This is a genomic window from Synechococcus sp. TAK9802, from assembly GCF_014279535.1.
Classification (GTDB): Bacteria; Cyanobacteriota; Cyanobacteriia; order PCC-6307; family Cyanobiaceae; genus Parasynechococcus.
Window position 1 is genome coordinate 421110 of record NZ_CP047937.1, and the last position, 25281, is coordinate 446390.

Here is a 25281-nt window from a genome sequence, read left to right on the forward strand (position 1 = left end):
TTTCCTCCTTGACCCACCCCCGGGAACCATGAGTAGAACATGTGAACTACTCACCAGGAGGATTCGATGCGAGAGGGATGGTTGATAGACGCCAACGACCATTGGGTCTGGAGATTCCATCGGGACAACTCCGCCTGGGTCAGGGACCCCAAGGTCTTCATTGACCGAGGGCGTCAGATGCCCGAAGGTCCTCCACTGCTCAAGGAGCGTCGTTATCTGCGGAAGGATGCCGCAGAGCAGATGTGGAAGTCGCTTCAGACGCAGGGATGGAAGAAGACGAGACCTCTGTGGGGAGCAACTGCTGAACCATGAACGGGTCTATCTGCTGATGCCTCCTTGTTCCTCTCTTGGTTAGGCAGGAGGCAGGACAGGTCACGCGTATGTGCTGCAACGACCCCAACGCCCCACACCACAAAAACGAAGAGCAACCCAAGGAGACATCCCAGAAGTCATCTCCAAAACAACCAACCCTGTTTCGTGGGGCGCTTTGGATGCCCGTCAGCAAGAGCAAGGTGTGAGGACCTGGGCGTTTGTGCCTTTGAGATACAAAGTTCGGTGTCCCGTAAGCACAAATGCTTATTGGGTGGTGTTAGACCGGTCGTATCGCATGAGAGCGAGGAACCCAGGAGGTCAAGCACTCCTGGGTCTTTTCTTGGAAAACGCTCGCGGCATCCACGGCAGTCCCACTTCATCGGTGAAGGTGGTGGTCGCTTGGCGTCGTCCCGCCCGGCGGCACTTTCAGTTTCCGAAGGAGCGATAGGGATACCGCTGCTTTTTTTGTGCCCTGCGGAACTTCCCTATCTGCTCCCTAGTCGCTCACCTCTTCCAGGAGGAGTGTGGTGGTGCGGAGTCGTGAGACTCACTAACCCTAGGAATAGGCGCTCAGGGGTTTTTTGTTGGGGACCTCAGAAGGGCGGTTATCCCATCAGAAATGTGCTCTCAAGGCACATTCAGGGTCCATAGCGTTTCCTCAGTCATTTCTCATTCATGACCGAAGAGAACACCACCAAGAAAACCTCCAACAAGTGCGGTGGGAAGAACAAAGCGATGCTCGCCTACGGCGTCATTCAAATCTCCGCCACCGTTGTTTCCGCCATTTCCTTGGCGGCAATCGCTCTTGGTCTCTGTGCCGTTAAGCAGGAGAGCAAAGCGTTTAACGGTTGCGTCCAAGAGGTCATCGCTGAGGGCAAGGCCAACTCAGCAGCAGTCCGCTTCTGTAATGGCGGCAACTGAGCGGTAGTTCCACTCATGCCCTGGTGCTTTGACTCGCCTTAGAACAGGGATGAGGTCAGAGACCGATAGGGACTACACAACCAGGTCTCAAGGATCTTCAGGGGGGGGCGAAACGCCCCCCTTCTCAATGGGCTCTTCTGCGGGTGGCGGCGCGAATATCCGTTCATCCCTCGTGAGTGGGTATGGATGAGTCATGAGGTGAACGGTGCGCGTTTTCGCAAACAAAGGATGGTGAGACACTTATTGCGCTCCGCCTTCCTCGAAAATAGAGGTGATGAGTTCCAGTTGGAGCAGCAAAATTATTGCTCCATGGATGGCTGAATTTTGATATATTGGTGATCAGTTAATAATACAGGACATGGAAAGACTTTATGGAGAAGAAAAGAGGAAGGCTTTGTCCGCCTTTTATGATAATTTTTGCGAGGAAATTGAAAAGCTTTTTTTGAGCAAGTTTCAGGAGCTTTCGGGGCTGAATGTTGGCGAAGGAGAGACAACAAGAATTGTTGGTCGACTTTTGAATGCAAAGACGAATGTAGTGGATCAGATTAGAGGATAATTCATGCAAGATCGCATGATAAGATAGGCTGTAAGTTGTATAGTTTTTAGCCTTATAGGATAACTTTCTGGGGTCCAATAGAGCATATTTGTAACAGCAAGAGTAGGTCTACAGAGCTAATTTAACTTAATTAACAATGATCGGCTTAGAGCCTCAAAAACAATTGCAAAAAACTGAGAGGCGGAATTGGTTGCTCAAGTCGCTCGATAAACTCATACGGCGCATTGCCGTGGTGCCGTCTGTGAACAAAACCGTGAACGCCTTGAAAGAGATCGGCGTTGACCTGACCAAAGACTAAACATTTGGTTGACACACTATAAATCTGCTTTAGCACTGTGATTTTTATAGTGGTTTTAACCACGCATAATCCGACCACCCAGGCATTGCGCAGAGATGGTCCAGAAACCCGCCGCTGCTTTCAGAAGTTCTCGATTTGGAGCGAACTCCTCTGTTCGCCAAAAAAGGAGTGCATTGTCCAACCCAACAAAGATCACTCGATTGACATCCTTTGGTTTGGGCACTCGCTTGTGCGGGTTCCATACAAGGTCGTTCTCAAATAACAGAGCATTTCCGGAATTAGCGGCATCCTGGGTGAAGAAGGACCAAGTGGTTTGGCGGTATTTCTTTGGTTTACTGGACATAAATATTCCAAGTCGTTTGTCGTCCTGGATCAGAACTCCTCGAAGTGCCGTAGGAGTTCGCTCTTCCAAACGAATAGAAATGGTGGGAATCTCTTCACTGGTTACTTCGCAGACCAAGGGCAGTGGGACTGCACTCGCAGGCATTGCTGACAGAAGCAGAAGGAGTAATGCCCTCATTCGTCCCTCATCAGACAGGGCATTCTCATGGATTCACCTCAGTTAGGAATTCTCCGTCTTCGGTCAGCACACGGGTTTTCCTGCCGATCATCTCGGCGATCCTCTTTGTTTCTTCAGAGGCTACCTCTAATGACACTGCTCTCGCGTGGAGGTGCCACTCCAAAAAGGGGGCAGTTCTTGGAATTGGAATTGATCTCTTGCCATCTCCTCAGTTGCCTGCAAAGACTTTGTTGATCTAATCATCGAGCATTTTGTTTTCAACGGTAGGTTCTAATCCATCACCTCGCGGAACCATCGCCTTAACCTTACTCTACCTTGTTTTTCTAGGATCATTGCTACCGTCCAACCGCACTTTATTGCGGTAACTGCCTAAGAAGCTTGATGGATTGTCAGGCTCTTCGTTAGGAGTTATGTGCAGTATACCGATTTAGTGGTTAACTCCGGAAAGGGTGAGAAGAAATATTTGAAAACTAGCAAAAGTTTGCAATTTGCTTGCAAATTGGTTCGAGCAAATTTCGCAATAACGGAGCTAATATGTATTATGACTGATGATAGAAAAATAAGACTAGAAGTTTCTGTAAAAATTAAAAAGTGAATAGGGCTCTTATCATGATCTGGTGTTCTTTTTGAAGTTAGCTAGAGCAAGCTGTAACTGACCTAATGCGGCGCGACCAATATTGTAGCCAGCCCATGAGAGCGCTAGAAGGATTGGAAATAGTACAGCAACGACTCGGTAATCCATGAATGTATTAATAGCTTATTCAAGCAATGTCAAAGCCCTTAAAATTTAAAATAAATTACTAGGCACCCGTTGGTCATAAGAGCAAATGGGTTGTAAGATTAATTCAGTTTCGCTTATCATTTTGTATATTCATATTTTACTTAAATTAGTCTTTATGCATGCGTGGTAACGTAAAATCTGATTTTAAAGAGAAAATCTCATGCAATAAACTCTATACAATTCAAATTGATAAAATGATCGAGCCTAATTGGGATTACTTTATTAATGCCCCTTTAGACGAGGGTGTGATTCGCTTCGAGACTAAGGCGGAACGAGCACTGCACGCCATGGTTGTGGCAACTGAGGCTAATTGGATAGAGTGTAAAAGTAGTGAATGTCTTGCGAAATGGTGGCGAGCAAAAAAAGATTTGGCGGCTTATCGGCAAGGGCAAGAAATTAGGCGTAAAAGAGAAATGCTATGACACACATTAAGTGTAAATCCTATATCAATGAATAAGGAAATATTTTTTATAGTGCCTAATGTAAATCTACGCCAACGTCATTCCCGCCCCCCTGGCAGTAATCGTTCTTGGGCTCTGTGTTGTGCCGTAGGGGAGCAAGATTTCAATGGTTGCGTCCAAGAGGTCATCGCTTAGTGCAAAACCAAAGTTCAGAGTTCGCCTCTGCAACGGCGGCGACTGAGCGGTAATTCCGCTCATGCCCTGGTGCTCTGACCCGCCTTAGAACTGGGATGAGGTCAGAGAGCGCTGAAGCAGTAACCAGGTCTCAACGACCTTCAGGGGGGCGCAACGCCCCCCTTCTTAATGCCTGCGGGCGACCGAGCCAGGAACGGTCGTCACTACCTCCTCTGACGGTTCTCCCACTCCTCACAGGAGAAAACCAGGAGCAAGGTGAATGGGTCGAGAAGACGAGGGTTCAGGCCTCTGGGGGGTGAGAGTCCCAGGGGTCTTTTTTTGTGCGTGGGTAGGGGAAATCTGGGGACCTTCCCTTGCCTGACCGATGAGGTGTGCTCCCCTACTGCTCCCCTACCAATTCGGCAAAAGTCAATTAGGTGTTTGGGGCACTAAAAAGGCACGCAATAACACCGGATATGATGCTGTCGCGTGCCTTTTAGGGCGTTTTGGGAAATGCCAGGACCCAGATTTGAACTGGGGACACGGCGATTTTCAGTCGCCTGCTCTACCAACTGAGCTATCCCGGCGCGCCGCCGAAGCGACACGGGAATCTTAAATCACCGCCTGCGCTCCCTTGCGGGGGTTCGTCCCAGGCAGATCAATCCAGCCACGTGGTGGCCATCAGCTTCAAGGGCCTGACGGGCAGCCAAAGCAGTGGACCCGGTCGTGAGGATGTCGTCCACGAGCCAGACCGAGCTGTGGGCCCCTTGTTTGTCCATGGGGAAGGCCCGGAACGCCCCGATCAGGTTGGTTTGGCGTTGGCATCTGTTCAGATGGTGTTGGCTTAACCCGGCACGGGTGCGGTGCAGCAGCTCTGCCGTCGGCCGGCCCAATCCCAGGGCAATGCGCTGCGGCAGGGGGTTGGATCGTTGCCGCTTCCAGCTTGGAATCGGCACCAGCACTGCTGTTGCAGGCAGGGTGAAGCGCTCAGACAGCAGCTGAACCAAGGCCGCAAGCGCTTTGCATTGGTGCGGTTGACGCAGCTTCAGCAGCAGCTGGCGCAAATTGCCTGCGTAAGGCCCGAGAGCACACCACGGCAAGGGCAGCAAGCCCTTGAGCCCCTGACCAGGGAGAGCAAGGGCATCGAGGCACGTGGTGCAGGGAGCCGTCGGCGGCAGCGGGCTGTCCCAAGGTCCATCGCAGATCGGGCAGCGGGGCTCGATCAGAAGGGTTTGGGCAAATGCCAGGAGTGCGCGATGCACAGCAGGTGGGTCGCTGCAACGAGCGTTCCCCTGTTGGGCTGAATCGCTCCGAGATCAGGCGCCTTCTTTGGGCATCGCCCGCAGCATGGCCACCAAGGTGCGGTGGGCGTCTTCGCTGTCGGTGAGGGTGTGATCGAAGGCAATGCTGACGCTGGCGCCATCCACCTCCAGTTCCATGGTTTCTGCTTTCACAGACACCATGCGCGCTGCAGCGGGATTGCTGACGCCGCCGTAGTGCTTGGCGTAGGCGAGCACCGCTTCGGCATGGTCGTCGTTCATGTGTTTGCAGATCCGTGTGCTGACGGCATCAGTGAGGGGGTCTGCAGGCATTGGGATCAAACAAGTGAGTGCAATCTTTGCAGTGATCGGCTCAAGCGAAGCGCTCGATCAACAAAAGGCCGAGGCGAATGCCACTGAACCCCACGTACCCGGCCAGAACGACGAAAAGGCCGATGGCCAGACCATCGCGGAGCTTGGTGGGCATGGGGGTGGGGCGTGATGCCGGAATTCTCACCCGACCAGGCCCTGTTGGGCCAGTCGCGCCACCCCTGCAGCAGGGGGAGTTTGGCAACTCGTCACGGCGCAGCCGAGGCGGCGTTCCCGCAGCCGTCGCCATTGGGGATTGCGCGCTCCACCGCCGATGCTGATGATCCGCCTGGGTGCAGCAGCACCCAGCTCGTTCAGGCGCTGCCAACCCTGCGCTTCGATCTCGGCGAGACCTTCCAGCAGTCCATGCAGATAAAGGGCATCGCTCACCGGCCGTGGTTCAAGCACCGGCAGCACCTCTGGATCATCCACAGGGAAACGTTCCCCCGGGGCGGGAAGCGGCCGCAGGCGGAGTCCGCTGTCGGTGTCCGGGTTGATCTGGCGGCTCAGTTCGCTGAGTTGGTCGTCGCTGTAAAAACGCCGCAGCACACCGGCCCCTGCATTGGAGGCACCTCCACAGAGCCAGCGTCCCCCCACGCGATGGCTGGTGACGCCCGGGGCGTGCAGGGGCGTCTCGGTGAAGCACTTCATCACCAGGGTGGTTCCGAGCACGGTGATCCCATCTCCGGGACCGGGATCGGCGGCGAGAACGGCGGCATTGGAATCCGTTGTGCCGGCAACGACGATCAGATCGTTCTCCAGGCCCAAGGCCTTCGCCTGCTCCGGTGCGATCGTCCCGAGAATGCTGCCGCTGGGACGGATTTTAGGCAGTGCCTGCCGCCAGGACTGTTCGGCAAAACGGGCTGGCCAGCTGTTCGTGATCAGATCCCAACCCAGACGCAGGTTGTTGCCTTCTTCTCCCCAGCGCCAATCGTTCAGCAGCCATCCGCTGATCCAGTCGGCCTGATGCCGCAGCAGGATCGCCTCGCCATGGCAGTTGAGGAGCCGCAAGGCCCGGGCCAGGCTGCTGCTGCAGCTGGCGGCTGGACTACCGGGATCCACCAAAGGCTGCAGGGCTGACTGCAGCTCAGGGCAGCTCTGGGAATAGGCCAGTGCTTCCCCCAGTGGGGAACCATCGTGATCACAGGCCAGCAGCGTGCCGGAGGTGCCATCCACGGCGAGGGCTTGCAGCTGGGATCGCAGCTGGGCTGGGATTGCCCTGATCAGATTTCCACAGCCTTCGCGCCAGCTGTGGGGGTTGGCGAAGTCTCCGCCGTAGGCCTGGGATCGGCTGTCGAGAACCGCGCCGTTAGCGGCAACAACGGCTGTGCGGATTCCGCTGGTGCCCAGGTCGATTCCGAGCACCAGCGGTGAATCCGTCATGGCTTCAGGCCGCGGCGACCTGCTTCAGCTCCTGGCTTTTCGCTGTCACGTCTTCCCAGGGCGCGTTGAGGTCGTTGCGCCCGAAATGGCCGTAAGCCGCAGTGTCCTGATAGAAACGGCCGCCCCGTTGCTGGGGAAGGTTGCGCAAACCGAAGGTCTCGATGATGGCGCCGGGGCGCAGATCGAAGTGTTCCTGCACCAAGGCGGTGAGGGCATCGTTGGCCAGTGCGCTGGTGCCGAAGGATTCCACCAGGATCGACACGGGCTTGGCCACGCCGATGGCGTAGCTCAACTGCACTTCGGCCCGTTCGGCGAGCCCTGCGGCCACAAGGCACTTGGCCACGTAGCGCGCGGCGTAGGCGGCCGAACGGTCCACTTTGGTGGGGTCCTTGCCGGAGAAAGCACCACCGCCGTGGCGGGCATAGCCGCCGTAGGTGTCCACGATGATCTTGCGGCCGGTGAGACCGGCATCGCCCTGAGGGCCGCCCACCACGAACTTGCCGGTGGGGTTCACCAGATACTTGGTGGCCTCACGGGAGGGCTTGAGGGCCAGATCGGCGGTCGCCGGCTCCACCACATGGGTCCAGAGGTCTTCGGTGATGCGCTCGCGGATGCCCTGCTCATCACTGATCCCGTCCACTTCAGCGGTGTGCTGGGTGGAGATCAGGATCGTGTCGATCGAGACGGGCTTGTCGTTTTCGTAGACGACGCTCACCTGGGTTTTGCCATCGGGGAGCAGGTAACCCAGGGTTCCGTTGTGGCGCACTTCGGCCAGGCGGCGCGACAGCCTGTGGGCCAGGCTGATCGGCAACGGCATCAGCTCGGGCGTCTCGTTGCAGGCGTAGCCGAACATGATTCCCTGGTCGCCGGCACCCACCAGATCGAGGGGATCACCGGCGTGGTCGTCGGCCTCGTTTACGCCCTGGGCGATGTCGGGGGACTGTTGGTCGAGGGCCACCAGCACCGCACAGCTGTTGGCATCGAAGCCACCGGCCCGGGCGCCGCTGTAACCGATCTCCTTGATCACGTTGCGCACCAGGTGAATGAAATCCACCTGCGCCTTGGAGGTCACCTCACCGGTGATCATGCAGAGGCCGGTGTTCACAACGGTCTCGCAGGCCACGCGGCTGGCGGGATCCTGGGCCAGCAGAGCGTCAAGAACGGCGTCGCTCACCTGGTCGCAGATCTTGTCGGGATGCCCTTCGGTGACGGACTCGGACGTAAAGACGTAACGGCTCATTCGGCGCTCCAGATCGAGCGACTTTACGCGCCTGTGCTGAGGGCGAGGTCGGTCCAGTTGTGGAGCAGATGCTGGGCTGATGGCAGTTCCGGAGCACGCTTCCAGCCACCGGTGAAGCCAATCACACCGCCGATACCGGCCTCGAGGGCCATCTGAAGGTCGGTCTCCGCATCGCCAACCAAGGCACACCGTTGGGGTGGCAGTCCAAGCCTGTTGCACAGCTCCAGAACGGCCTGTGGATCGGGTTTGCGCGGATGGTCTTCAGCACTCCAGATTCCTGCAATGCCTGCGCCGAGCTGATGGTGAGCCAGGAACTCTTCAATGCCGGAATGGGTGTCGTTGCTGATCACAGCTGCGGTGACGCCCTGCTGGTGCATGTTCCGCAGCAGTTGCCCAGCCCCGTTGATCAACGGGCTTGGGGTTGTGTCGATCAGGCCCTCCTGGTCAACCGCGTCGAAGCAGGTGTGGGCCAGGGAGAGAGCCTGGGGCCATGAGCAGCCCATCAGGCAGAACACCGTTGCAGTCGAGGCGATGTTGTCTTGCCTGGAGGCAACCGCCAGTGTTCCGCCGGGATCGAGCATTCCTTGATCAACACCAAACGCTCTGCGCAAGGTGTGGCTCAGCTCAGAGAGGTTCAGCGCAGGGGCTTGTTCCTGAGCAACCTTGACGGCTTTGTTGATGCGTGCGTCTGCTAAGGCCAGCAGATGTGGCTCGCTATGGGAAAGGGTGCCGTCCTTATCGAACAGCACCCCTTGGAAATTGCCGATGGGATGTCCCTTCAGCAGCAGTTGGGCCATCAGGCTCAGATCATCATGGAGCTGATCGGATCTTCGCCCTCTTCGGCCTGCTCCATCAGCATCTGCTTGTAGCGAGCAGCCATTTCCTCGGCCTTCTCGAACACCTTTTGGGGGTCGGTGAGCATGTCGCCAGGTTCGGGCTCGAGAGCCTTCGTGGACAACGAAATCCGGCCGCGCTCGGCATCCAGATCGATGATCATCACTTTCATCTGATCATTCACGTTCAGCACCGAGTGGGGGGTCTCGATGTGCTCGTGGCTGATCTCGGAAATGTGCAGCAGACCGCTGACACCACCGATGTCGATGAAGGCGCCGTAGGGCTTGATGCCGCGGACGGTACCCACCACAACTTCGCCCACTTCCAGGCGATTCATCTTCCGCTCCACCAGGGCGCGGCGGTGGCTGAGCACCAGGCGGTTGCGCTCCTCGTCCACCTCGAGGAACTTCAGAGGCAGGAAGTCGGCAACCAGTTCTTCCTTCGGCTTGCGGGTGCTGATGTGGGATCCGGGGATGAAGCCCCGCAGACCTTCCACGCGCACCAAGGCACCACCACGGTTGGTGGCAAACACTTCGGAGTAGATGGTGGCGTCTTCCTTCTGGAGCTGGCGGACCCGCTCCCATGCCCGCTGGTACTCGATCCGACGGATCGACAGCGCCAGCTGACCATCTTCGTTCTCCTCACTCATGATGAAGAACTCACGGATCTCACCGGGCTGGAGCACGTCGCTCAGACCCTCGACCCGGTTGATCGACACCTCTTGCAGAGGCATGAAGGCAGCCGTCTTGGCGCCGATGTCGATCATGGCGCCCTTCGATTCCAGGGCGAAGACCGTGCCGTTGACGATGTCGCCAGGCTTGAAGTTGTAGTCGTACTTGCTGAGGAGAGCCGCGAACTCATCCAGGGTGAATCCGGCGTCGTCCAGGCTGCGGCTGGCGGCGCGGCTGGTTGGATCATCCGCAGTGGGGACGTCTTCAGGAATGCTCAGATCCTCACCCTCAAACGCCTGTTCGGCGGCGGCGGTTTCTGCAGAGGCTTCTGTGGCGTTCGCGTCCTGAACCTGATCCTGGATCTGATCTTCTGTCGGAGTCGCAGACATGGGGGGCTGGCGGTCTACCTCAGGTGGGTAGTTCGAAAAAATCGCATGGAACGCCCGCCGACGTTCCACGGAGAACTTCTGAGTTTACAGATACGACCGACAGCTCTTCTTGCGCAGCGATGGCATGCACGGGTTCAACGAACCGATTCAGCGAACAGTGGCCAGATGGTTCTGTTCCTGATCGGCGTTCAGTGTTTCCAGAGTCGAGACGAAGTCGTCGATGCCTCGGAACTGGCGGTAAACGGATGCGAACCGGATGTAGGCCACTTCGCTGATCTGTTTGAGATCCCTCAGCACGAATTCACCGATCTCGGTGCTGCTCACTTCCTTGCCGGTGCGTTGCTGGAGTTTCAGTTCGAGTTCTTCCACGAGGGATTCGAGCCGAGAGGTGTCCAAGCCCGTTTTCTCGCAAGCTCGATTCAAGCCGTGCAGCAACTTGCTGCGACTGAAGATTTCACGGTTGCCGTTGCGTTTGATCACCGTGATCGGAACGGTCTCCACCCGTTCGTAGGTGGTGAAGCGAAATTCACAGTTGAGGCATTCACGCCGTCGTCTCACGCTGCGTCCACCATCCGCTGCCCTGGATTCGAGAACGCGACTATCTGTGTTTTGGCAGGAGGGGCACTGCATCCCCGAGGGCATCAATTAGTTGCACCAACTGTAGACACTGATTTGAGACTTGAGAAGGGCCTCGTGGACATCAGTCTCATTTGAGGATTGCGTCGACGGCTGTTGCTGACGTGAGACTGCTGTGATCCGCTCGCGCGGACGAGACCGGCTTGCGACGGTGGGTGATGGAAAGCATAAAAAAACCCCGCCGAGGCGGGGTTTTGGGAGATCAAATCACTTACCGATTTTCGGCGGATCGCGGAAGGCGATTGCGAAGAAGAGGGTGGCAATCGCAAGGGTAAGGATGAGGACGTAAGCGAAGCTTTCCATCGTGTTGTTCCTAGAGGGCGATCAGTTGAGAGGAGTTCCAGCGGGGGGAACATAGCCCTCGGGCAGGCGACGGGTGGTTTTGTCACCGAGCTTGGCGAAGAGGCCAAACTCCACCTGATCTCCGAGGTCGGGATCAATACCAGCGAACACGTCGCGGTACAGGGTGCGGGCACCGTGCCAGATGTGGCCGAAGAAGAACAGCAGCGCGAAGGTGGCATGGCCGAAGGTGAACCAGCCGCGTGGCGAGCTACGGAACGTACCGTCAGAGTTGTAAGTCTCACGGTCGAAGTCGAAGGCTTCACCCAGCTGAGCCTTGCGTGCAAGGCGCTTCACGTCGGCAGGGTCAGTGAAGGTCTGGCCGTCGAGTGCTCCACCGAACACCTTGGCGGTCACGCCCTGTTGTTCGAAGGAGAACTTGGCTTCCGCACGACGGTAAGGAATGTCGGCACGGACGATGCCCTGCTCATCTTCCAGAACGACAGGGAAGTTTTCGAAGAAGTTCGGCAGACGACGGACTTCGAGGTTGCGTCCTTCTTTGTCGCTGAATGCGATGTGACCAACCCAAGCGGTTGCCAGGCCATCACCGTTCACCATCGGACCCACTCGGAACAGACCGCCCTTGGCAGGGCTGTTGCCGACGTAGTCGTAGAAGGCGAGCTTCTCAGGGATGGCCTCGAAGGCTTCTTCCTGGGTAGCGCCATCGTCCATCGCGGTTTGTACGCGACGGTTGATCTCAGTCTTGAAGTAGCTCTGATCCCACTGGTAACGGGTGGGGCCAAACAGCTCGACGGGAGTCGCAGCAGAGCCGTACCACATGGTTCCAGCCACAATGAAGGCGGCGAAGAACACGGCTGCGATGGCGCTGGCCAGAACGGTTTCGATGTTGCCCATCCGAAGCGCTTTGTAGAGACGCTCGGGCGGACGAGTGGTGATGTGGAAGATGCCAGCAATGATGCCGACGATGCCAGCAGCAATGTGGTGGGCAACGATTCCACCGGGATTGAAGGGGTTGAAACCTTCGGGTCCCCAAGACGGTTGAACCGCCTCGAGATGACCTGTTAGTGCATATGGGTCAGAGATCCACATGCCTGGCCCGAAGACGCCAGTGAGGTGGAAAGCACCAAAGCCGAAGCAGCCGAGTCCAGCGAGAAGCAGGTGGATGCCAAAGATCTTCGGCAGGTCGAGAGCAGGCTCGCCGGTACGGGGGTCCTGCCAGATCTCAAGATCCCAGTAGGTCCAGTGCCAGATGGCGGCAAGCATCATCAGGCCGGAGAAAACGATGTGAGCGGCAGCGACGCCCTCGAAACTCCAGAAGCCTGGATCAACACCCGTTTCACCGGTGATGCTCCATCCACCCCAGCTGCCGGTCACGCCCAGGCGGGACATGAAAGGCATCACGAACATGCCCTGACGCCACATCGGGTTCAGGACAGGATCAGACGGATCGAAAATGGCCAGCTCATAGAGAGCCATGGAGCCGGCCCAGCCGGCTACGAGGGCTGTATGCATGAGGTGCACAGCCAGAAGGCGGCCCGGGTCATTAATGACAACGGTGTGCACCCGATACCAGGGCAATCCCATGGGTCAGGTTCGGGGGACAAGACTGCTTATGCAGTCAGACATGGGCGATCGTAAGGGCTTCAGTCCATGGGGCGGGGGAAAAGTGGCCTGCCCGCAACGGTCAGTGACATGAAAGTCAGCCCCCTGCTGTTCACAAAACGCAATGCTTCAGCCCATGATGGGGGCTGGTTGCTTGTGAGCTCATGCCCGTTATCCGGTTTGTTCGCGAAGGGCGTGATGTGGAGTGTTACCCCGGTGAGAATCTGCGTGAGGTGGCCCGTCGCGAGGGCATCGAGCTCTACGGCCTGAAGGGGCAGCTGGGCAACTGCGGAGGGTGTGGTCAGTGCATCACATGCTTCGTTTCCGTGGTCGACGAAGACAACGCCGATGCGCTGACGGCACGCACTGCCGTCGAAGACAGCAAGTTGCGCCGCCGACCCCAGGAGTGGCGTTTGGCATGCCAGGCCCTGGTGGAGAAGTCCGTCATGGTTCTCACCCGGCCTCAGGTGAGGCTCGCCAATGCCGATTCGAGATTGGCTGCCGCCAGGCAGGCCCCGCTGCCGGCGGGTCCCACAGCATGGCCAGCGCCTCCGGCCAGTGAGCTCGATGAGGAGGAGCAGGATGGGGGCGATGGCGACGGCCGAGATGCCAAGGCTGCTACCGCCGGTGACGAGGCCTAGGGCAGACGCTCCCCAGGCCTCTTGTCGGTGATACCTTCGCCTGGATCCCTCCAACGGCCATGGAAACCAACGATCTCGGATTCGTCGCCAGCCTCCTTTTCATCCTGGTTCCGGCGATCTTCCTGATCGTGCTCTACATCGGCACGCAGAACAACGAGGCCTGATTCAGCCTTGTTCAGGCTCACGCACCAGCAGCACAGGGGCTGGTGCGTGCACTCGGATGTAGTCGCTGACTGATCCACCCAGAAGCTTGTCCAAATCCACCAGTCCTCTGGCGACAAGAGGACGTCGGTCCTGAGAGGCGATGACCACCAGGTCGGCGTTGCATTCCGATGCAGCCTGGCAAACGCTGCGACCGATGTCCTTCCCTTCGGTGTGGATGGCTTTCATGTCGACACCGAAACCCCTGGCCCGCTGAACAGCGGCGTCAAGAACCTCGTCTGCTTTTGTGCGGCCTCCCCGAGAGGGTGCTGACTCCTGGCGTACGACATGAACCCCGGTGAGCGTTCCGCCAGGGATTTCACGCACCAGTTCGCAGGCCGTGCGCAGAGCGTCGTCCCCAACGCCTGTTCCGTCGATCGTCACCATCACGCGGTTGACATGCTTGACGTAGAGGTCATCCCGCACCAGCAGCATCGGCCGCGTGGACAGCTGAAAGACGTATTGGCTGGTGCTGTTGGCCAGGATCGATTGAAGCCGTCCCAGGCCGCGGGATCCCATCACGATCAGGTCGGCCTGAACTTCATCGGCAACCTTGAGCACGGTCTGTTTGGTGTCGCCCTCGCGAATCAAGGTGCTCACGCTTGCCGGGCTCAGGCCCATGCGCGTGATTGCGCTGTTCAAGAGGTTTTCTGCTTCGTCGCGATGGCCGTCGGATTGCGACTTGCTTTGCTCCGACACCACATGCAGCAAATTGATTTTTGCGGCCTTCAGGCTGGGAATGTCCTGGAGCATCCGGATCATTTCCTCGACGTGACCCTTGCCCGAGTCGGCAATCAGAAGGTTCCTGAACACAGGGAGATGAAGCAGCCTCTGCGGAAGCCTATGGGTGGTTGCCTCCGTGGAGAGAGGCTGATGTCACAGCGTTACGCGGATCATGTACACCCTGAACAAGCGTGTGCTGCCACAGCACACCGATTACGCCGGTGTGATGTGGCATGGGGCCTATGTGCAGTGGCTTGAGGAGGCCAGGGTTGAGGCCCTCCAGGCTGCGGGCCTTGGCTATGCCGCCATGACCGCGATGGGCGTCGATATGCCGGTGGTGTCCCTTCACCTGGATTACCGCCAGCCGCTCCGGCACGGCGACGAAGTGTGTGTTGAAAGCCGATGCCCTGGTCAGCAGGGGGTGCGCTGGCCATGGATCTCACGCTTTGTCTGCGGAGACGCGGTGGTTGCGGAGGCGACGGTGAATCTGGTGATGGTGCGTGAGGGGCGCGTACTCAGGCGCGTGCCGGCGCAGCTGCAGGAGGTGATGGATCAGCTGGTGCGCCAATCGCTCTGAATCGAGCCCTGAGCCACCGCTGCCGTGCTAGTGCACATGTACTTGCTCGGGGCTGGTGCGGGGGTGGTGGTGGCTCTGGACCTGTTGCCCTGGCTTGGGCAACGCCCGCATGGCTGATCTGCGCAGGCTTTGCCGCGACCAAGCCATCGGCCCTGATCAGCTCTGGGGGTGGCCGATCGAACGCTTGGGCCAGGCGCTGGCTTGGCCGGCGCACTGTTTGCGCGACGTTGAGCGTTACAGGTTCGAGTACGGGGCTGCTCCGAAGCTTGACGTGCCTGCTTGTGCCCTTTTGCCGGGTGATCCTGGTTGGCTTCTTTGCTTGGATGATGTGCAGGCACCCCCTTCCGGGCTCTACGTCGAAGGGGATCGATCGCTGCTTCGGCACATCCATGCCCGCACAGCCATCGCAGTGGTGGGCACGCGTTCCGCCTCGGACCATGGTCTTGTCATGGCTGAAGAACTGGGCCGTGGTCTGGCCGAGGCGGGTTGGCCCGTCCTTAGTGGTCTTGCGGAAGGGATTGATGCTGCAGCCCATCGCGGCTGTGTGGCCAGAAACGGTGCACCCATCGCGGTGTTGGGGACACCCTTGGACCGTGTCTATCCAGCCCACCACCGATCGTTGCAACAGCAGGTCGGCAGGCAAGGGCTGTTGATCAGTCCGAGTCGGTCCGGCTGCCGTGTGCGCCCAGGGCACTTCGCGGCGCGGAACCGTTGGTTGGTGGCCTTTGCTCAGGCGCTCGTGGTGGTTGGAGTGTCCGCAACGCAGCGGAGCATTGATTTCGGCCCGCTGGGCGAGCCGGATGCAGTGCCACATATGGGTGGTTCCGGGGGATGCCCGCCGTTGGTCCTGTCGTGGCAGCAATGCCCTGCTTCGCGATGGTGCGACTGCCTTGATTCACCCTGAGGATCTGCTCGCTTCCATTGGCGAGGGCCCGTTGAGGTCAGAGGAGTCACGCGGCAAGCATCAACGGTTGATGGAGGCCATTGGCTCAGGGGCGACCTTGGATCAGCTGGTGCTTCGTTTGCAGTGCTCCCCCGCTGAGCTGGCCCCCCAGCTTTTGGCGCTCGAATGTCGGCGCGAACTGCTGTGTGAATCTGGATTGCATTGGCGCAAGCCTCGGCCTTGAGAGACTGCACAACCGTTGCCGGCACTGATGTGTTGCAGTGGCGGCGCCAACAACTCGCCCGGGGTGGCACCGCGGCTGATCTGGATTGGCTGCTTGATCTGGCCGCTGGTCTTCGTTGGGCCAGCCTGCAACGGCTGTTGCTGGACCCCACGCGCACCGTCGCCCTGGAGCAGTCCCTTGAGGTGCTCTCTGAGCTGTGGGAGCGTCACCTTCATGGGAATGTTCCCCTCCAGCACCTGGTTGGGCTCTGTCCCTGGCGGGATGTGCTGCTTGAGTCGTCGCCTGCCGCATTAATTCCCCGTCAGGAAACGGAACTGCTGGTGGATCTGGCCATGAGCCAGTTCAAAGCCACCCCTCCCGCTTGTTGGGCTGACCTCGGCACTGGTTCAGGAGCCATCGCTGTGGCTTTGGCCCGTGCCTGGCCCACGGCACCAGGGCATGGCGTCGACCTCAGTTCCGATGCCTTGCAGTTGGCAAAACGCAATCTTGAGCGTTGCGCCCCGCATCACAACTGTTCGCTGCACCTCGGGTCGTGGTGGTCTCCCCTCAAGAGCTGGTGGGGAAGCCTGGATTTGGTGGTCAGCAATCCTCCATACATCCCCAGTGCTGTGGTTGACGGTCTTGAGGCTGTGGTGCGTGACCACGAACCTCACTTGGCGTTGCTTGGGGGAGCAGATGGCTTGGATGCGATCCGCACGGTGGTGGATGGCGCCCTAATGGGGCTGTCGCCCGGAGGTTGGCTTCTGCTCGAACACCACCACGACCAGAGCGCTCAGGTGACGCAGCTTCTGCGGGATGCCGGCTTGGTGGAGGTCAGAGCGGCCGCTGATCTTGAGGGGACCCTTCGCTTTGCGCTTGCTTGCAAACCTGCCGCATCAAGCTGATGCAACTCCTGCGATGAAGGAAGGATTCATGCCTGCTCCGGTTCTGGCCGCCTCCGACCTGGCGCTGCGGCTTCGTGCCGGTGAAGCCGCCATCATTCCCACCGACACGTTGCCGGGCCTGGCGGTGCTTCCCGATCAAGCCCAGACCCTCTGGCGCTTGAAATGCCGACCAGCCGATAAGCCCCTCATTTTGATGGGTGCATCCGTCAATGACTTGCTCCAAGAGGTTGAGGGGCCCTGCCATCGGGAGGTTGAAGCTTTGGCTGAGCGCTATTGGCCTGGAGCGCTCACGCTGGTGTTACCTGCCCGTGATGGTGGTGCAGGCCGGTATCTCAACCCAGGTGGAACAACCCTGGGCTGCCGCATTCCGGCCTGTGAGCAGACCCGTGCGCTGCTTCAGATCAGCGGGCCGTTGGCCACCACCAGTGCCAATCGCTCCGGTGAACCCGCCAGCATGACCGCAGCAGAGGCGGCTCTGGTTTTCCCTGATGTCGCGCAGCTGGGTCCCCAGCCCTGGCCTCAACCCTCGGGCCAGGCCAGCACGGTGTTGGTCTGGGTGGAGGAAGGACGCTGGCGCCTGGCGCGCCGGGGTGCTGTGATTCCAGCAAGGGTTGAGGTGCTCGAGTGATTTCGCTTGTTGGGCTCTGCCTGCTGGTGATGGCCTTGCTTCATTGGGTGCTGGAACCCCTTGAAGCGGTCTTCACCTGGACGCTTCAACTGAATCTTCTCCCCTGGCTGTTGGGGTTGTTCTTCATCTGGCTGCTGGCAGGCGAATCAGACCGCAGTACGTCGCCCTGATCCAGATCAAGCCGGCTAACGGATTTGAACCGATGGCCTTCGCTTTACAAAAGCGCTGCTCTACCGCTGAGCTAAGCCGGCATGGGCTGCATCGTACCGGCTGCCAGGGGATTCCAGGCGGGGTCTTGATCGCGAATCAGCCAAAGCACCAGCTCGAGTCGATTGCGACATCCGCTTTTCCGGAGTGCCCTGCTGATGTGGCACTCAACGGTGCGATGACTGATCACCAAACGCTGGGCGATGGCTCGGTTGTTGAGGCCTTCGAGCAACAACAGCACCACCCGCTGTTCAGCGGGGGTGAGGAGGTTCGGGATTCGAGGTTTCAAGCTTGAGCAGGTTGCTGCTCAGAGGGTTCCACCTTTGCGGGTTGGGCGATCGGGCGACGGATCGGCAGGTTGGCCACCAGGGCGGTGACGCGATCTTCCGTCTCGAGGCTCACATCACCTTCAGCGAGGTCGATCTCCACGTAGCGAGCCACCACTTCGAGGATCTCGCGCCGCATTTGCTCGAGCAGCTCCGGATTGAGGTCGCTGCGGTCGTGGGCCAGCACCAACTGCAGCCGCTCTTTGGCTGTTTCTGCACTGGCGGGCTGACGGCGCAGGAGTTTGTCGATGAATTCCTTGAGTGTCATCGCCTCAGAAAATCCGGGTTTGCATCAGCTTGCGCATCCTGGCGCGGAGGCCGCGGCGGGCCTGGGAGGGGTCCATCAGAGGAATGTCTTCACCCTGAAGCCGTTGAGCGATGTTGCCGTAGGCCTGGGCCGCTGGGGACGACGAATCACTCAGGGTCAAGGGTTCACCACGGTTGGTGCTCACGATCACCTGTTCGTCTTCAAAAACAAGCCCCAGAAGAGGTAACGCCAGGATGTCGGTGACGTCGTCCACCGAGAGCATTTCCTGGTTCGACATCATCTTCGGCCTCACCCTGTTGAGCACGAGCTGCACAGGCTGCACGCCCTGGGTGTTCAGAAGCCCGATTACCCGATCAGCGTCCCGCACGGCGGCCACTTCCGGGGTGGTGATCACCACTGCTTCTCGTGCTGCGGCCGCGGCATTTTTGAATCCGTCTTCGATGCCTGCCGGGCAGTCGATCAACACGTAATCGAACTGGCGTTCCAGCAGAGCAACGATGGCCTGCATGTCCTTGGGCTTGAGCCACTCGAGCATCCGAGGGTTGCCCGCAGGGAGCAGGGCCAGATTGGGCTCCTGCTTGTGCTTCACCAGGGCTTGCTCCAGCCGGCAGGTCTCGGCCAGCACCTCCTGAGCGGTGTAGACGATGCGGTTCTCCAGGCCCAGGAGCAGATCGAGGTTCCTCAGACCGAAGTCCGCGTCAAGAACCACGGTCTTGGCGCCTTGGCGAGCAAGGGCGATCCCAAGGTTTGCCGTGGTCGTTGTTTTTCCGACACCGCCTTTGCCAGAACAGATGAGGATGGTTCGGGTCGTCGACACCAGGGTTCTGCTTTGGTGCGGCCAGAATAATCTGGCTTTTGGGCCTGACAACGACGTCAACGTTTTTGAAAGCTCTGGATGACGGCGGGTTCAATGGCGATCACGCCATCCTTGAGCTCGGCCTGTTCGGCCAAACCCGCCTGGGGCAGATCCTCGGGGCCTCGGGCGACAACGTCAGCAATTCTCAGTTGCAGTGGCCGCAGCTGCAGGGCAACGATTTTCGCGGTTGTTGACCCCTCACATCCGGCATGGGCCACGCCCCGCAGGCGACCCCACACCAAAACATCAGCGGCTGAACTGATCCGCGCTCCGGGATTCACATCGCCATAGAGAAGGATGGTGCGCTCGCTTTGGAGATGGTCACCGGAGCGCAGGGTTCCGTGGTGAAACAACAGCTCGGAAGGGGCTTTCGCCACAGGATTGGGCTGGAGTTCACGGCTGGACGGCGTGTTGGACCGGCTTGCGTCCAGTCCCAAGGCTGAAGCACTCACGACGGTCTCGGCTGCCTGGCCGGTGATGCGTCCGAGTTGATGGCCTGCCTCGCTCACGGCGGCGCACAAATCAGCGAGGTCGCTGCAGGTCAGGACCCAGTCCCCGCAATCGAGATCAACAATCGGCTGGAAACACCTGCTCAGCAGATCCGGCAAACGATCCCTCCAGTGATCAAGGCGCTGGTCGGGAAGCCTCAAGGTCATGGCTGCTTCACGCTGCTGCTGCTCGGGGCCATTCAACGTCCATCTCCTGCCTGAGTTCGTTGCTGATGTCGCGGGGGTGAATCAACCAGGAGGTTGCCGCCGGGGTCGCCAGACTTGCGACCAGGGGAGAGGCTTTCTCCAGGGCTTGGAGTTGTTGCCCGTCCCAGAGGCGCAAGCCGCCTCGATAGGGGTGGTATCCGCGCAGCTGTTGATGACGCAATCCGCAGCAGAGTTCAGGGTCGTGGCCATGACGATCGGCCAGGCGCCTGGCTGTTGCGAGCAATTGCAGTTGATCCGCCGGGGACAGATGTTCAACGGCCGTTGCTTTGAGCAGGCGTCGATCCAGGAAACGCCCACTCAGTTCAGCCAGGGCTGCTGGCGCTTCGGCTTGCCAACGCTGGAGGTGGTAGCCGGTGCGTTGGTCATCGTTAGCGAGGAAGTCCTCCAAGCGGATCTGGTCTGGTTGCCAGAGCCAGGTGGCCATCACCTCATCAGCCCACACCTGGTCAGGCCCCAGTTGTCGTGCCGTCAGGATCAGTTTTTCCAGCAGCCAGTTGCACACCACATTCAATCGGTGGTTGTAGACGCTCCTGTACATGAGGTTTCTCACCACCAGGTAGTGCTCCACAGCCATCAGACCCTTGGGATGAATGGCCATGTCCCCGTCAGGGGCCAGGGTCAGTGCTCCCAGGATGCGGTCGAGATCCAGTTGCCCGTAGCGCGTTCCGGTGCTGTAGCTGTCGCGCAGGAGGTAATCCAGTCGGTCGCAATCCAGCTGACTGCTGACCAGGTGTTTGATCAGGGGGTGAGGGCTGCGTCCATGCTCCAGCAGGTTCGCCACCTCCTCAGCCGTGCCGGATGCATGGCTCTCCAAACAGTCATGGATCTCTGGGTGATGCCGGATCACCCGCGCTGACCACGCTTCATGGTGCAGGCCAAACATCTCTTCGCCGGTGTGGCTGAGGGGGCCATGGCCAATGTCATGGAGCAAAGCAGCTCCGTAGAGCAGCCCCCGATACGTCTCCAACTCGGGTGCCAACGGCAGCATCCGCTCAAACGCACGGCGTGCCAGATGAAAGACCCCCAGCGAGTGGGTGAATCGACTGGATTCAGCGCTGTGAAAGGTGAGGTAGGCCGGACCCAGCTGGCGGATGCGTCGCAGGCGCTGGAATGGCGCCGTGTCCACCAGGTCCATCACCATTCCCTCGGCTGGGGCTTGGCGGTCAAGACCAATGCCGCGATGCAGAGGGTCGTGATAGGTCCGCTGACTCATGCCTCGGTCTCGTCAGCGGGTTGTTCAAGCAGGGCCTCCATCCATTGCTCAGCTTCCGAGAGCCAGCGATCACCCTCACCGCCGGGGTTCAGGGGTTCCGGATCTGACAACCCACGATCGGGAGCGATGCCTTCCCCTTGAATATCCCGTCCACTCGGTGTCACGTAGCCAGCAACGGTCACGGCGAGGCCGCTGCCATCACTGAGGTTGGTCAGCGTTTGAATCAGCCCTTTGCCGAACGTCTGTCCTCCGAGAAGGGTGGCGCGTTCGTTGTCCTGGAGGGCGCCAGCCAGGATTTCACTCGCACTTGCCGTCCCTCCGTTCACGAGGGTGACCATCGGTCCGTCGTACACCGTCTGGAGACTGGCCTGGATGGTGTCATTGATGCCCTCGCGGTTGCGGGTTTCAACGATGGCGCCACCGGAAAGGAAGTCGTCGGCGACCGCCAATCCAGCGCTTACCAAGCCGCCTGAGTTGTTGCGGAGGTCGAGCACCAATCCTTCGATCTCCTTGTTCTGCAGTTCTGTGAGGGCTTCTTTCACCTGTTCGGGGACCCCTTCGCTGAATTGGGTGATCCGCAGATAGCCAAGGGTGTGACTGCCGCTGCGCAAGCGCCTTGTGCGCACCGGCCTGAGGTCCACGCTGCGGCGTTCCAGGGTCAGCTCGCTTGTTTCTCCGCTGCCGTTGTCCAGCGTCAGCACCACCTGCGAACCCACGTCTCCACGCAGCGCTGCCACGGTTCCCTCCAGACCCAGATCCACCACGTCCTTGCCGTCAACAGACAGCAATTGCGTGCCACTGGTGATCTCCGCCTCGCCGGCAGGTGAACCCTCGAGGGCAGAAATCACCACAACACCATTGCTGCTTTCATCCGGCCCGAGTTGCAAGCCCACACCGCTGAGGCTGCCGTTGGTGCTGTTCTTCAGCGCCGTGTAGTCCTCTGGACGAAGCAGCCGCGTGTAGGGGTCGCCCAGCTGAGCCAACATTGATTCGATGGCTGCATAGGCATCGTTGCTGCTCTCGATGCTGCGTTCCATGGCCTTCTGCCGTTGACGCTTCCAACGCACCGCATCAAGTTGCTCTGGGTTCCAAAAGCCCTGGTTCACAAGCCGCCAGCTGTCCACCACGAGCTGTTGTGTGTCGCTAAGTGCAACGGCTGTGCAAGCGCTGCCCAGCACCAAAAAGCAGCAAAGAGACGCTGCGATCAGTTGCCTCAGCGCCTGAAAACCTCTGCGCCGCAGCCAGTCTGAAAGATCGTTAACAGTTGGATACATCGCGGTGGGTTCGCCTCAGTGGCAGAAGCGTGCTCAGTAGACTTTCGCAACTCGAGCCCGCTTGTGCATGGCGAACTCATCACCGGTTTACGACTGGTTCCAGGAACGTCTGGAAATCCAGGACATTGCTGACGACATTGGTTCCAAGTACGTGCCCCCCCACGTCAACATCTTCTATTGCCTGGGGGGCATCACGTTGGTGTGCTTCCTGATCCAGTTCGCGACCGGGTTCGCGATGACCTTCTATTACAAGCCCACCGTTGCTGAGGCTTACAAGTCGGTCGAATACCTGATGACCGACGTCAGCTTCGGTTGGCTGATCCGCTCTGTGCACCGCTGGAGCGCATCAATGATGGTGTTGATGCTCATCCTGCACGTGTTCCGCGTGTACCTCACCGGCGGCTTCAAGCGTCCCCGTGAGCTCACTTGGGTCACCGGCGTGACCATGGCAGTCATCACCGTGTCCTTCGGTGTGACCGGTTACTCCCTCCCCTGGGACCAGGTTGGTTATTGGGCCGTGAAGATCGTTTCCGGCGTCCCTGCTGCCATCCCTGTTGTTGGCGATTTCATGGTGGAACTGCTTCGCGGTGGTGAAAGCGTTGGCCAGGCCACGCTCACCCGCTTCTACAGCCTTCACACCTTCGTGATGCCCTGGCTGCTGGCGGTTTTCATGCTCATGCACTTCCTGATGATCCGGAAGCAGGGCATTTCTGGTCCCTTGTGATCTGCGTTCCTACTGTTCCCTCAACACCTGGACTAAACGATGCACATTCTCAAGAAGCCTGATCTCTCTGATCCCAAGATGCGGGCCAAGCTCGCCAAGGGCATGGGTCACAACTATTACGGCGAGCCTGCCTGGCCCAACGATCTCCTCTACATCTTCCCGGTGGTGATCCTCGGTACCATCGCCTGTGTGGTTGGTTTGGCTGTCCTGGATCCAGCCATGCTCGCTGACAAGGCTGATCCCTTCGCCACCCCTCTGGAAATTCTTCCTGAGTGGTACCTCTACCCCGTGTTCCAGATTTTGCGGGTTGTTCCCAACAAGCTTCTGGGTATTGCTCTGCAAACCCTGGTTCCCCTGGGTCTGATGCTTGTTCCTTTCATCGAGAGCTTCAACAAGTTCCAGAACCCTTTCCGTCGTCCCGTGGCGATGACTGTCTTCCTGACCGGAACCCTTGTCACCATCTACCTCGGTATTGGTGCAGCTCTTCCGATCGACAAGTCGCTCACCCTCGGACTGTTCTGATCCGTTCTTCGAGTTCAGCTGATGGACCCCGGCTCCCCGAGCCGGGGTTTTTTTGTGCCATGGCTGCGGTGGTTCGTCAGTGACCCATCGATTCGTCGAGGTTGAGCATCAGCACGTCGTCTGGGTTGACGTGGAGAAAGTGGTGCATCAGCAGAAAACCAACGATGGTCCAGGTCTGATACGTGCGTGATTGCTGTCCAACCCAGGTTCCTGTGGGGCCATCGAAATATTCAGCCCACTGCTGACGGGGCAGTTGGTTGAGATGGCTCCAGTAGCACTCGTCCAACAGTGTTTTCATTTGCCCCATCAGCAACACGTCGGCCTGTGGATTCAGCCGTTCGTGCAGAAGGATGGACGCACCAAAAAACCAGAGCAGGCTCGGCCAGTGGCCACCGTTGTGATAACTCCAGGGCCAGTTCTTGGGGTCGGAGCCCGTTTTGTTCTCCCATTCCACGCCCTCCATGGGGGGATGACAGATGCGCATCGGCATCTGGGCCATGAGGTGGTCACGGTTGTGGAGCACCAGTCGGAACAGGGCCCGTTGCTGTGGCGCGGTCAGTAACCCGAACAGTGATGCCAGGGAATTTCCCAAGGAGTAGAAGCGGAAATCCGGTCGTCCGGTCCGCATGTTGCCGATCATGTAACCGCCACGGTTTTCGAGCCAGTCCTGCAACCAGTCGGGGATGACCTGGGGTTGAACGTTGAATTCGTTGTGGTGCTGGTTTTCGCCGTACTGCTCTGTGGGCCGTCGCCGAAGCACTTGCATCGTTTTGCTGGTCACCCAGTAGTGCTTCAGCAGGAACTGCCGCAAGTCATGGGTCCATTGCCGGCTCAGCCGCAATCGTTCCCCCAGAAGAACGCTGTTCTCGTGGCGTTGGCAGAGTTCCATCAGCCCAACGCAGCTGCGCAGCGCTGCGAAGAGCAGCACCTCCACTTCCAGTGGAGCGCCCCACACGTCCATGGGGCGATCAATCATGAACGCGCAGTCGGGAACGAACAGCACCGGTGTGCCTTCGAAGCTGGGGTGAAGAACCAGATCGAGCAGCAGTTGTAAACCGCGTTGCACTTCTGGACTGCGACCGAAGTCGATGTCCCCACTGCGTTTGACGTAGATCCAGCAGAGAATCGGCCACCAGAGGCTTGCATCCACTGAGGTGATGCGACCGATCGAGCGCTGGCCATAGTCGGCAACCAGTTCTCCCTCTTCCTCCACAAAGCTGGTGGGGAAGACACCGCGGGTTTGAACGTTGGTGCTTTGGAGCTGAAGGCTGACGCTCAAAAACTGCTTCACGATGGCGAAGCGGCCTTCCAGCATCAGGTAGATCATCACGGGAACGTTGTCCCGCAGGAAGATCTCGCCGTAGTTGAGGGCGTCGTCAGCGCGGCGATGTTCCATCGCGGCAACGCTGCCGGCGAGTTCCCCCTGGATACCAATCAGCGTGGCTTCGAAGTGTTCCCGTGCTTTTTGCAGCACCTGCTCTTCGTTTGAGTTGGGGCGGAAACGCTGGCTTTGTTCGGTGAAACGCGTTGGCATCGCGGTGACCTCCAACTGAAACGTAGTTCTGGCAATGGGTTTCGCCAGTGGAAGCAACCCTTCAGATCTTCAATGCGGCTTGCCCATTGCGACCTCGGGGGATGTGGTGTTATGTTTTTGTCTTGCGCGGGAGCCGAGAGGCGAGCGCGCAAGCCGAAGCGCTTGAGGCGAAAGTCTTGATGTGTCTGAGGCGGCTTACGGGACCAAGAGGGAG

General features: G+C 58.9%; 32 protein-coding genes and 2 tRNA genes. 13 read left to right on the forward strand and 21 right to left on the reverse strand.

What is annotated here, in order from left to right:
• Positions 1 to 66 precede the first annotated feature (66 nt).
• Together SynTAK9802_RS02310 and SynTAK9802_RS02315 are read left to right on the forward strand one after the other, a co-directional pair.
• Positions 67 to 312 (forward strand): DUF1651 domain-containing protein, encoded by a 246-nt coding sequence (locus tag SynTAK9802_RS02310; RefSeq protein WP_186497091.1) that lies wholly within the window; start codon positions 67 to 69, stop codon positions 310 to 312.
• Positions 313 to 987: 675 nt separating this feature from the next.
• The gene (locus SynTAK9802_RS02315; protein ID WP_186497093.1) at positions 988 to 1233 is read left to right on the forward strand and encodes a hypothetical protein; all 246 of its coding nucleotides are present in this window, start codon (positions 988 to 990) and stop codon (positions 1231 to 1233) included.
• 909 nt (positions 1234 to 2142) lie between these two features.
• On the opposite strand, the gene SynTAK9802_RS02320 is transcribed toward SynTAK9802_RS02315, so the two are convergent.
• Complete coding sequence (locus tag SynTAK9802_RS02320; protein WP_186497095.1) at positions 2143 to 2574, reverse strand: hypothetical protein; 432 nt, start codon at positions 2572 to 2574, stop codon at positions 2143 to 2145.
• 640 nt (positions 2575 to 3214) lie between these two features.
• The gene (locus SynTAK9802_RS02325) at positions 3215 to 3349 is read right to left on the reverse strand and encodes a photosystem II protein Y (RefSeq protein WP_186497097.1); all 135 of its coding nucleotides are present in this window, start codon (positions 3347 to 3349) and stop codon (positions 3215 to 3217) included.
• Between the two features lie 158 nt (positions 3350 to 3507).
• Here SynTAK9802_RS02325 and SynTAK9802_RS02330 point away from each other — a divergent pair, with 158 nt between their 5' ends.
• On the forward strand, positions 3508 to 3810 hold the full coding sequence (locus tag SynTAK9802_RS02330; RefSeq protein WP_186497098.1) for a hypothetical protein: 303 nt from the start codon (positions 3508 to 3510) through the stop codon (positions 3808 to 3810).
• Positions 3811 to 4477: 667 nt separating this feature from the next.
• Here SynTAK9802_RS02330 and SynTAK9802_RS02335 read toward each other — a convergent pair.
• The 10 genes from SynTAK9802_RS02335 to psbB form a co-directional block, all read right to left on the reverse strand.
• Positions 4478 to 4550 (reverse strand) — tRNA-Phe (locus tag SynTAK9802_RS02335).
• 30 nt (positions 4551 to 4580) lie between these two features.
• Positions 4581 to 5225, reverse strand: a complete 645-nt coding sequence (locus tag SynTAK9802_RS02340; RefSeq protein WP_186497099.1) for a ComF family protein — start codon at positions 5223 to 5225, stop codon at positions 4581 to 4583.
• Between the two features lie 54 nt (positions 5226 to 5279).
• Positions 5280 to 5555: a DUF2470 domain-containing protein gene (locus SynTAK9802_RS02345; RefSeq protein WP_011363472.1), complete on the reverse strand. Its 276-nt coding sequence runs from the start codon at positions 5553 to 5555 to the stop codon at positions 5280 to 5282.
• A 180-nt stretch (positions 5556 to 5735) separates the two neighbouring features.
• Complete coding sequence (locus SynTAK9802_RS02350) at positions 5736 to 6974, reverse strand: FGGY-family carbohydrate kinase (protein WP_186497100.1); 1239 nt, start codon at positions 6972 to 6974, stop codon at positions 5736 to 5738.
• Between the two features lie 4 nt (positions 6975 to 6978).
• Positions 6979 to 8214, reverse strand: a complete 1236-nt coding sequence (gene metK / locus SynTAK9802_RS02355) for a methionine adenosyltransferase (RefSeq protein WP_114987395.1) — start codon at positions 8212 to 8214, stop codon at positions 6979 to 6981.
• A gap of 23 nt (positions 8215 to 8237) precedes the next feature.
• A complete protein-coding gene (locus SynTAK9802_RS02360; RefSeq protein WP_186497101.1) occupies positions 8238 to 9011 on the reverse strand; it encodes an HAD family hydrolase in 774 nt (257 codons plus the stop codon).
• A 5-nt stretch (positions 9012 to 9016) separates the two neighbouring features.
• Positions 9017 to 10108: a 30S ribosomal protein S1 gene (locus SynTAK9802_RS02365; protein WP_115010536.1), complete on the reverse strand. Its 1092-nt coding sequence runs from the start codon at positions 10106 to 10108 to the stop codon at positions 9017 to 9019.
• 147 nt (positions 10109 to 10255) lie between these two features.
• Positions 10256 to 10738, reverse strand: coding sequence for a transcriptional regulator NrdR (gene nrdR / locus SynTAK9802_RS02370; RefSeq protein ID WP_115010537.1), 483 nt, complete (start codon positions 10736 to 10738; stop codon positions 10256 to 10258).
• Between the two features lie 213 nt (positions 10739 to 10951).
• Positions 10952 to 11047: a photosystem II reaction center protein T gene (locus SynTAK9802_RS02375; protein ID WP_011128841.1), complete on the reverse strand. Its 96-nt coding sequence runs from the start codon at positions 11045 to 11047 to the stop codon at positions 10952 to 10954.
• 21 nt (positions 11048 to 11068) lie between these two features.
• Entirely contained in the window at positions 11069 to 12628 is a 1560-nt protein-coding gene (psbB, locus tag SynTAK9802_RS02380) for a photosystem II chlorophyll-binding protein CP47 (protein ID WP_114987403.1), read from the reverse strand.
• A 182-nt stretch (positions 12629 to 12810) separates the two neighbouring features.
• On the opposite strand from psbB, the gene SynTAK9802_RS02385 reads away from it, so the two are divergent.
• Together SynTAK9802_RS02385 and psbM are read left to right on the forward strand one after the other, a co-directional pair.
• Positions 12811 to 13287, forward strand: a complete 477-nt coding sequence (locus SynTAK9802_RS02385) for a 2Fe-2S iron-sulfur cluster-binding protein (RefSeq protein WP_115080260.1) — start codon at positions 12811 to 12813, stop codon at positions 13285 to 13287.
• A 59-nt stretch (positions 13288 to 13346) separates the two neighbouring features.
• On the forward strand, positions 13347 to 13451 hold the full coding sequence (gene psbM, locus SynTAK9802_RS02390; RefSeq protein ID WP_025362091.1) for a photosystem II reaction center protein PsbM: 105 nt from the start codon (positions 13347 to 13349) through the stop codon (positions 13449 to 13451).
• A 1-nt stretch (position 13452) separates the two neighbouring features.
• Here the strand turns inward: psbM and SynTAK9802_RS02395 are convergent, their stop codons facing one another.
• Positions 13453 to 14301, reverse strand: coding sequence for a universal stress protein (locus SynTAK9802_RS02395; protein ID WP_186497102.1), 849 nt, complete (start codon positions 14299 to 14301; stop codon positions 13453 to 13455).
• An 82-nt stretch (positions 14302 to 14383) separates the two neighbouring features.
• Between SynTAK9802_RS02395 and SynTAK9802_RS02400 the strand changes: the two genes are divergently transcribed.
• The 6 genes from SynTAK9802_RS02400 (at position 14384) to SynTAK9802_RS02420 (ending at position 17597) form a co-directional block, all read left to right on the forward strand.
• On the forward strand, positions 14384 to 14788 hold the full coding sequence (locus tag SynTAK9802_RS02400) for a thioesterase family protein (RefSeq protein ID WP_186497103.1): 405 nt from the start codon (positions 14384 to 14386) through the stop codon (positions 14786 to 14788).
• Between the two features lie 109 nt (positions 14789 to 14897).
• A complete protein-coding gene (locus SynTAK9802_RS02405; protein ID WP_370586370.1) occupies positions 14898 to 15692 on the forward strand; it encodes a DNA-processing protein DprA in 795 nt (264 codons plus the stop codon).
• A 70-nt stretch (positions 15693 to 15762) separates the two neighbouring features.
• Entirely contained in the window at positions 15763 to 15915 is a 153-nt protein-coding gene (locus tag SynTAK9802_RS12740) for a hypothetical protein (protein WP_370586386.1), read from the forward strand.
• Entirely contained in the window at positions 15894 to 16799 is a 906-nt protein-coding gene (gene prmC, locus SynTAK9802_RS02410; RefSeq protein ID WP_186497104.1) for a peptide chain release factor N(5)-glutamine methyltransferase, read from the forward strand. Before SynTAK9802_RS12740 ends, prmC begins: the two co-directional genes overlap by 22 nt.
• 13 nt (positions 16800 to 16812) lie before the next feature.
• On the forward strand, positions 16813 to 17427 hold the full coding sequence (locus SynTAK9802_RS02415; protein ID WP_255487811.1) for an L-threonylcarbamoyladenylate synthase: 615 nt from the start codon (positions 16813 to 16815) through the stop codon (positions 17425 to 17427).
• Positions 17424 to 17597, forward strand: coding sequence for a hypothetical protein (locus SynTAK9802_RS02420; RefSeq protein ID WP_186494614.1), 174 nt, complete (start codon positions 17424 to 17426; stop codon positions 17595 to 17597). Before SynTAK9802_RS02415 ends, SynTAK9802_RS02420 begins: the two co-directional genes overlap by 4 nt.
• A 9-nt stretch (positions 17598 to 17606) precedes the next feature.
• On the opposite strand, the gene SynTAK9802_RS02425 is transcribed toward SynTAK9802_RS02420, so the two are convergent.
• The 7 genes from SynTAK9802_RS02425 to ctpZ all read right to left on the reverse strand — a co-directional run bounded on the left by SynTAK9802_RS02425 (position 17607) and on the right by ctpZ (position 22287).
• Positions 17607 to 17678, reverse strand: a tRNA-Thr gene (locus tag SynTAK9802_RS02425).
• Positions 17669 to 17923 (reverse strand): response regulator transcription factor, encoded by a 255-nt coding sequence (locus SynTAK9802_RS02430; RefSeq protein WP_186497105.1) that lies wholly within the window; start codon positions 17921 to 17923, stop codon positions 17669 to 17671. Before SynTAK9802_RS02430 ends, SynTAK9802_RS02425 begins: the two co-directional genes overlap by 10 nt.
• Positions 17920 to 18228 (reverse strand): cell division topological specificity factor MinE, encoded by a 309-nt coding sequence (minE, locus tag SynTAK9802_RS02435; RefSeq protein ID WP_006851856.1) that lies wholly within the window; start codon positions 18226 to 18228, stop codon positions 17920 to 17922. The genes SynTAK9802_RS02430 and minE overlap by 4 nt, the downstream gene beginning before the upstream one ends.
• 4 nt (positions 18229 to 18232) lie before the next feature.
• On the reverse strand, positions 18233 to 19045 hold the full coding sequence (gene minD, locus SynTAK9802_RS02440) for a septum site-determining protein MinD (RefSeq protein ID WP_006849989.1): 813 nt from the start codon (positions 19043 to 19045) through the stop codon (positions 18233 to 18235).
• Positions 19046 to 19101: 56 nt separating this feature from the next.
• Positions 19102 to 19740: a septum site-determining protein MinC gene (gene minC / locus SynTAK9802_RS02445; protein WP_186497944.1), complete on the reverse strand. Its 639-nt coding sequence runs from the start codon at positions 19738 to 19740 to the stop codon at positions 19102 to 19104.
• Between the two features lie 7 nt (positions 19741 to 19747).
• On the reverse strand, positions 19748 to 21013 hold the full coding sequence (locus tag SynTAK9802_RS02450) for an HD domain-containing protein (protein ID WP_115132279.1): 1266 nt from the start codon (positions 21011 to 21013) through the stop codon (positions 19748 to 19750).
• Entirely contained in the window at positions 21010 to 22287 is a 1278-nt protein-coding gene (gene ctpZ, locus SynTAK9802_RS02455; RefSeq protein ID WP_186497106.1) for a carboxyl-terminal processing protease CtpZ, read from the reverse strand. Before ctpZ ends, SynTAK9802_RS02450 begins: the two co-directional genes overlap by 4 nt.
• A gap of 67 nt (positions 22288 to 22354) precedes the next feature.
• Here ctpZ and petB point away from each other — a divergent pair, with 67 nt between their 5' ends.
• Positions 22355 to 23011, forward strand: a complete 657-nt coding sequence (petB, locus tag SynTAK9802_RS02460; protein WP_011363493.1) for a cytochrome b6 — start codon at positions 22355 to 22357, stop codon at positions 23009 to 23011.
• Positions 23012 to 23050: 39 nt separating this feature from the next.
• Entirely contained in the window at positions 23051 to 23533 is a 483-nt protein-coding gene (gene petD / locus SynTAK9802_RS02465) for a cytochrome b6-f complex subunit IV (RefSeq protein WP_006851144.1), read from the forward strand.
• Positions 23534 to 23609: 76 nt separating this feature from the next.
• Here the strand turns inward: petD and SynTAK9802_RS02470 are convergent, their stop codons facing one another.
• Positions 23610 to 25067 carry a glycoside hydrolase 100 family protein gene (locus SynTAK9802_RS02470; protein ID WP_186497108.1) on the reverse strand — a complete coding sequence of 486 codons (1458 nt, stop codon included), beginning with the start codon at positions 25065 to 25067 and terminating at the stop codon, positions 23610 to 23612.
• Positions 25068 to 25281 lie beyond the last annotated feature (214 nt).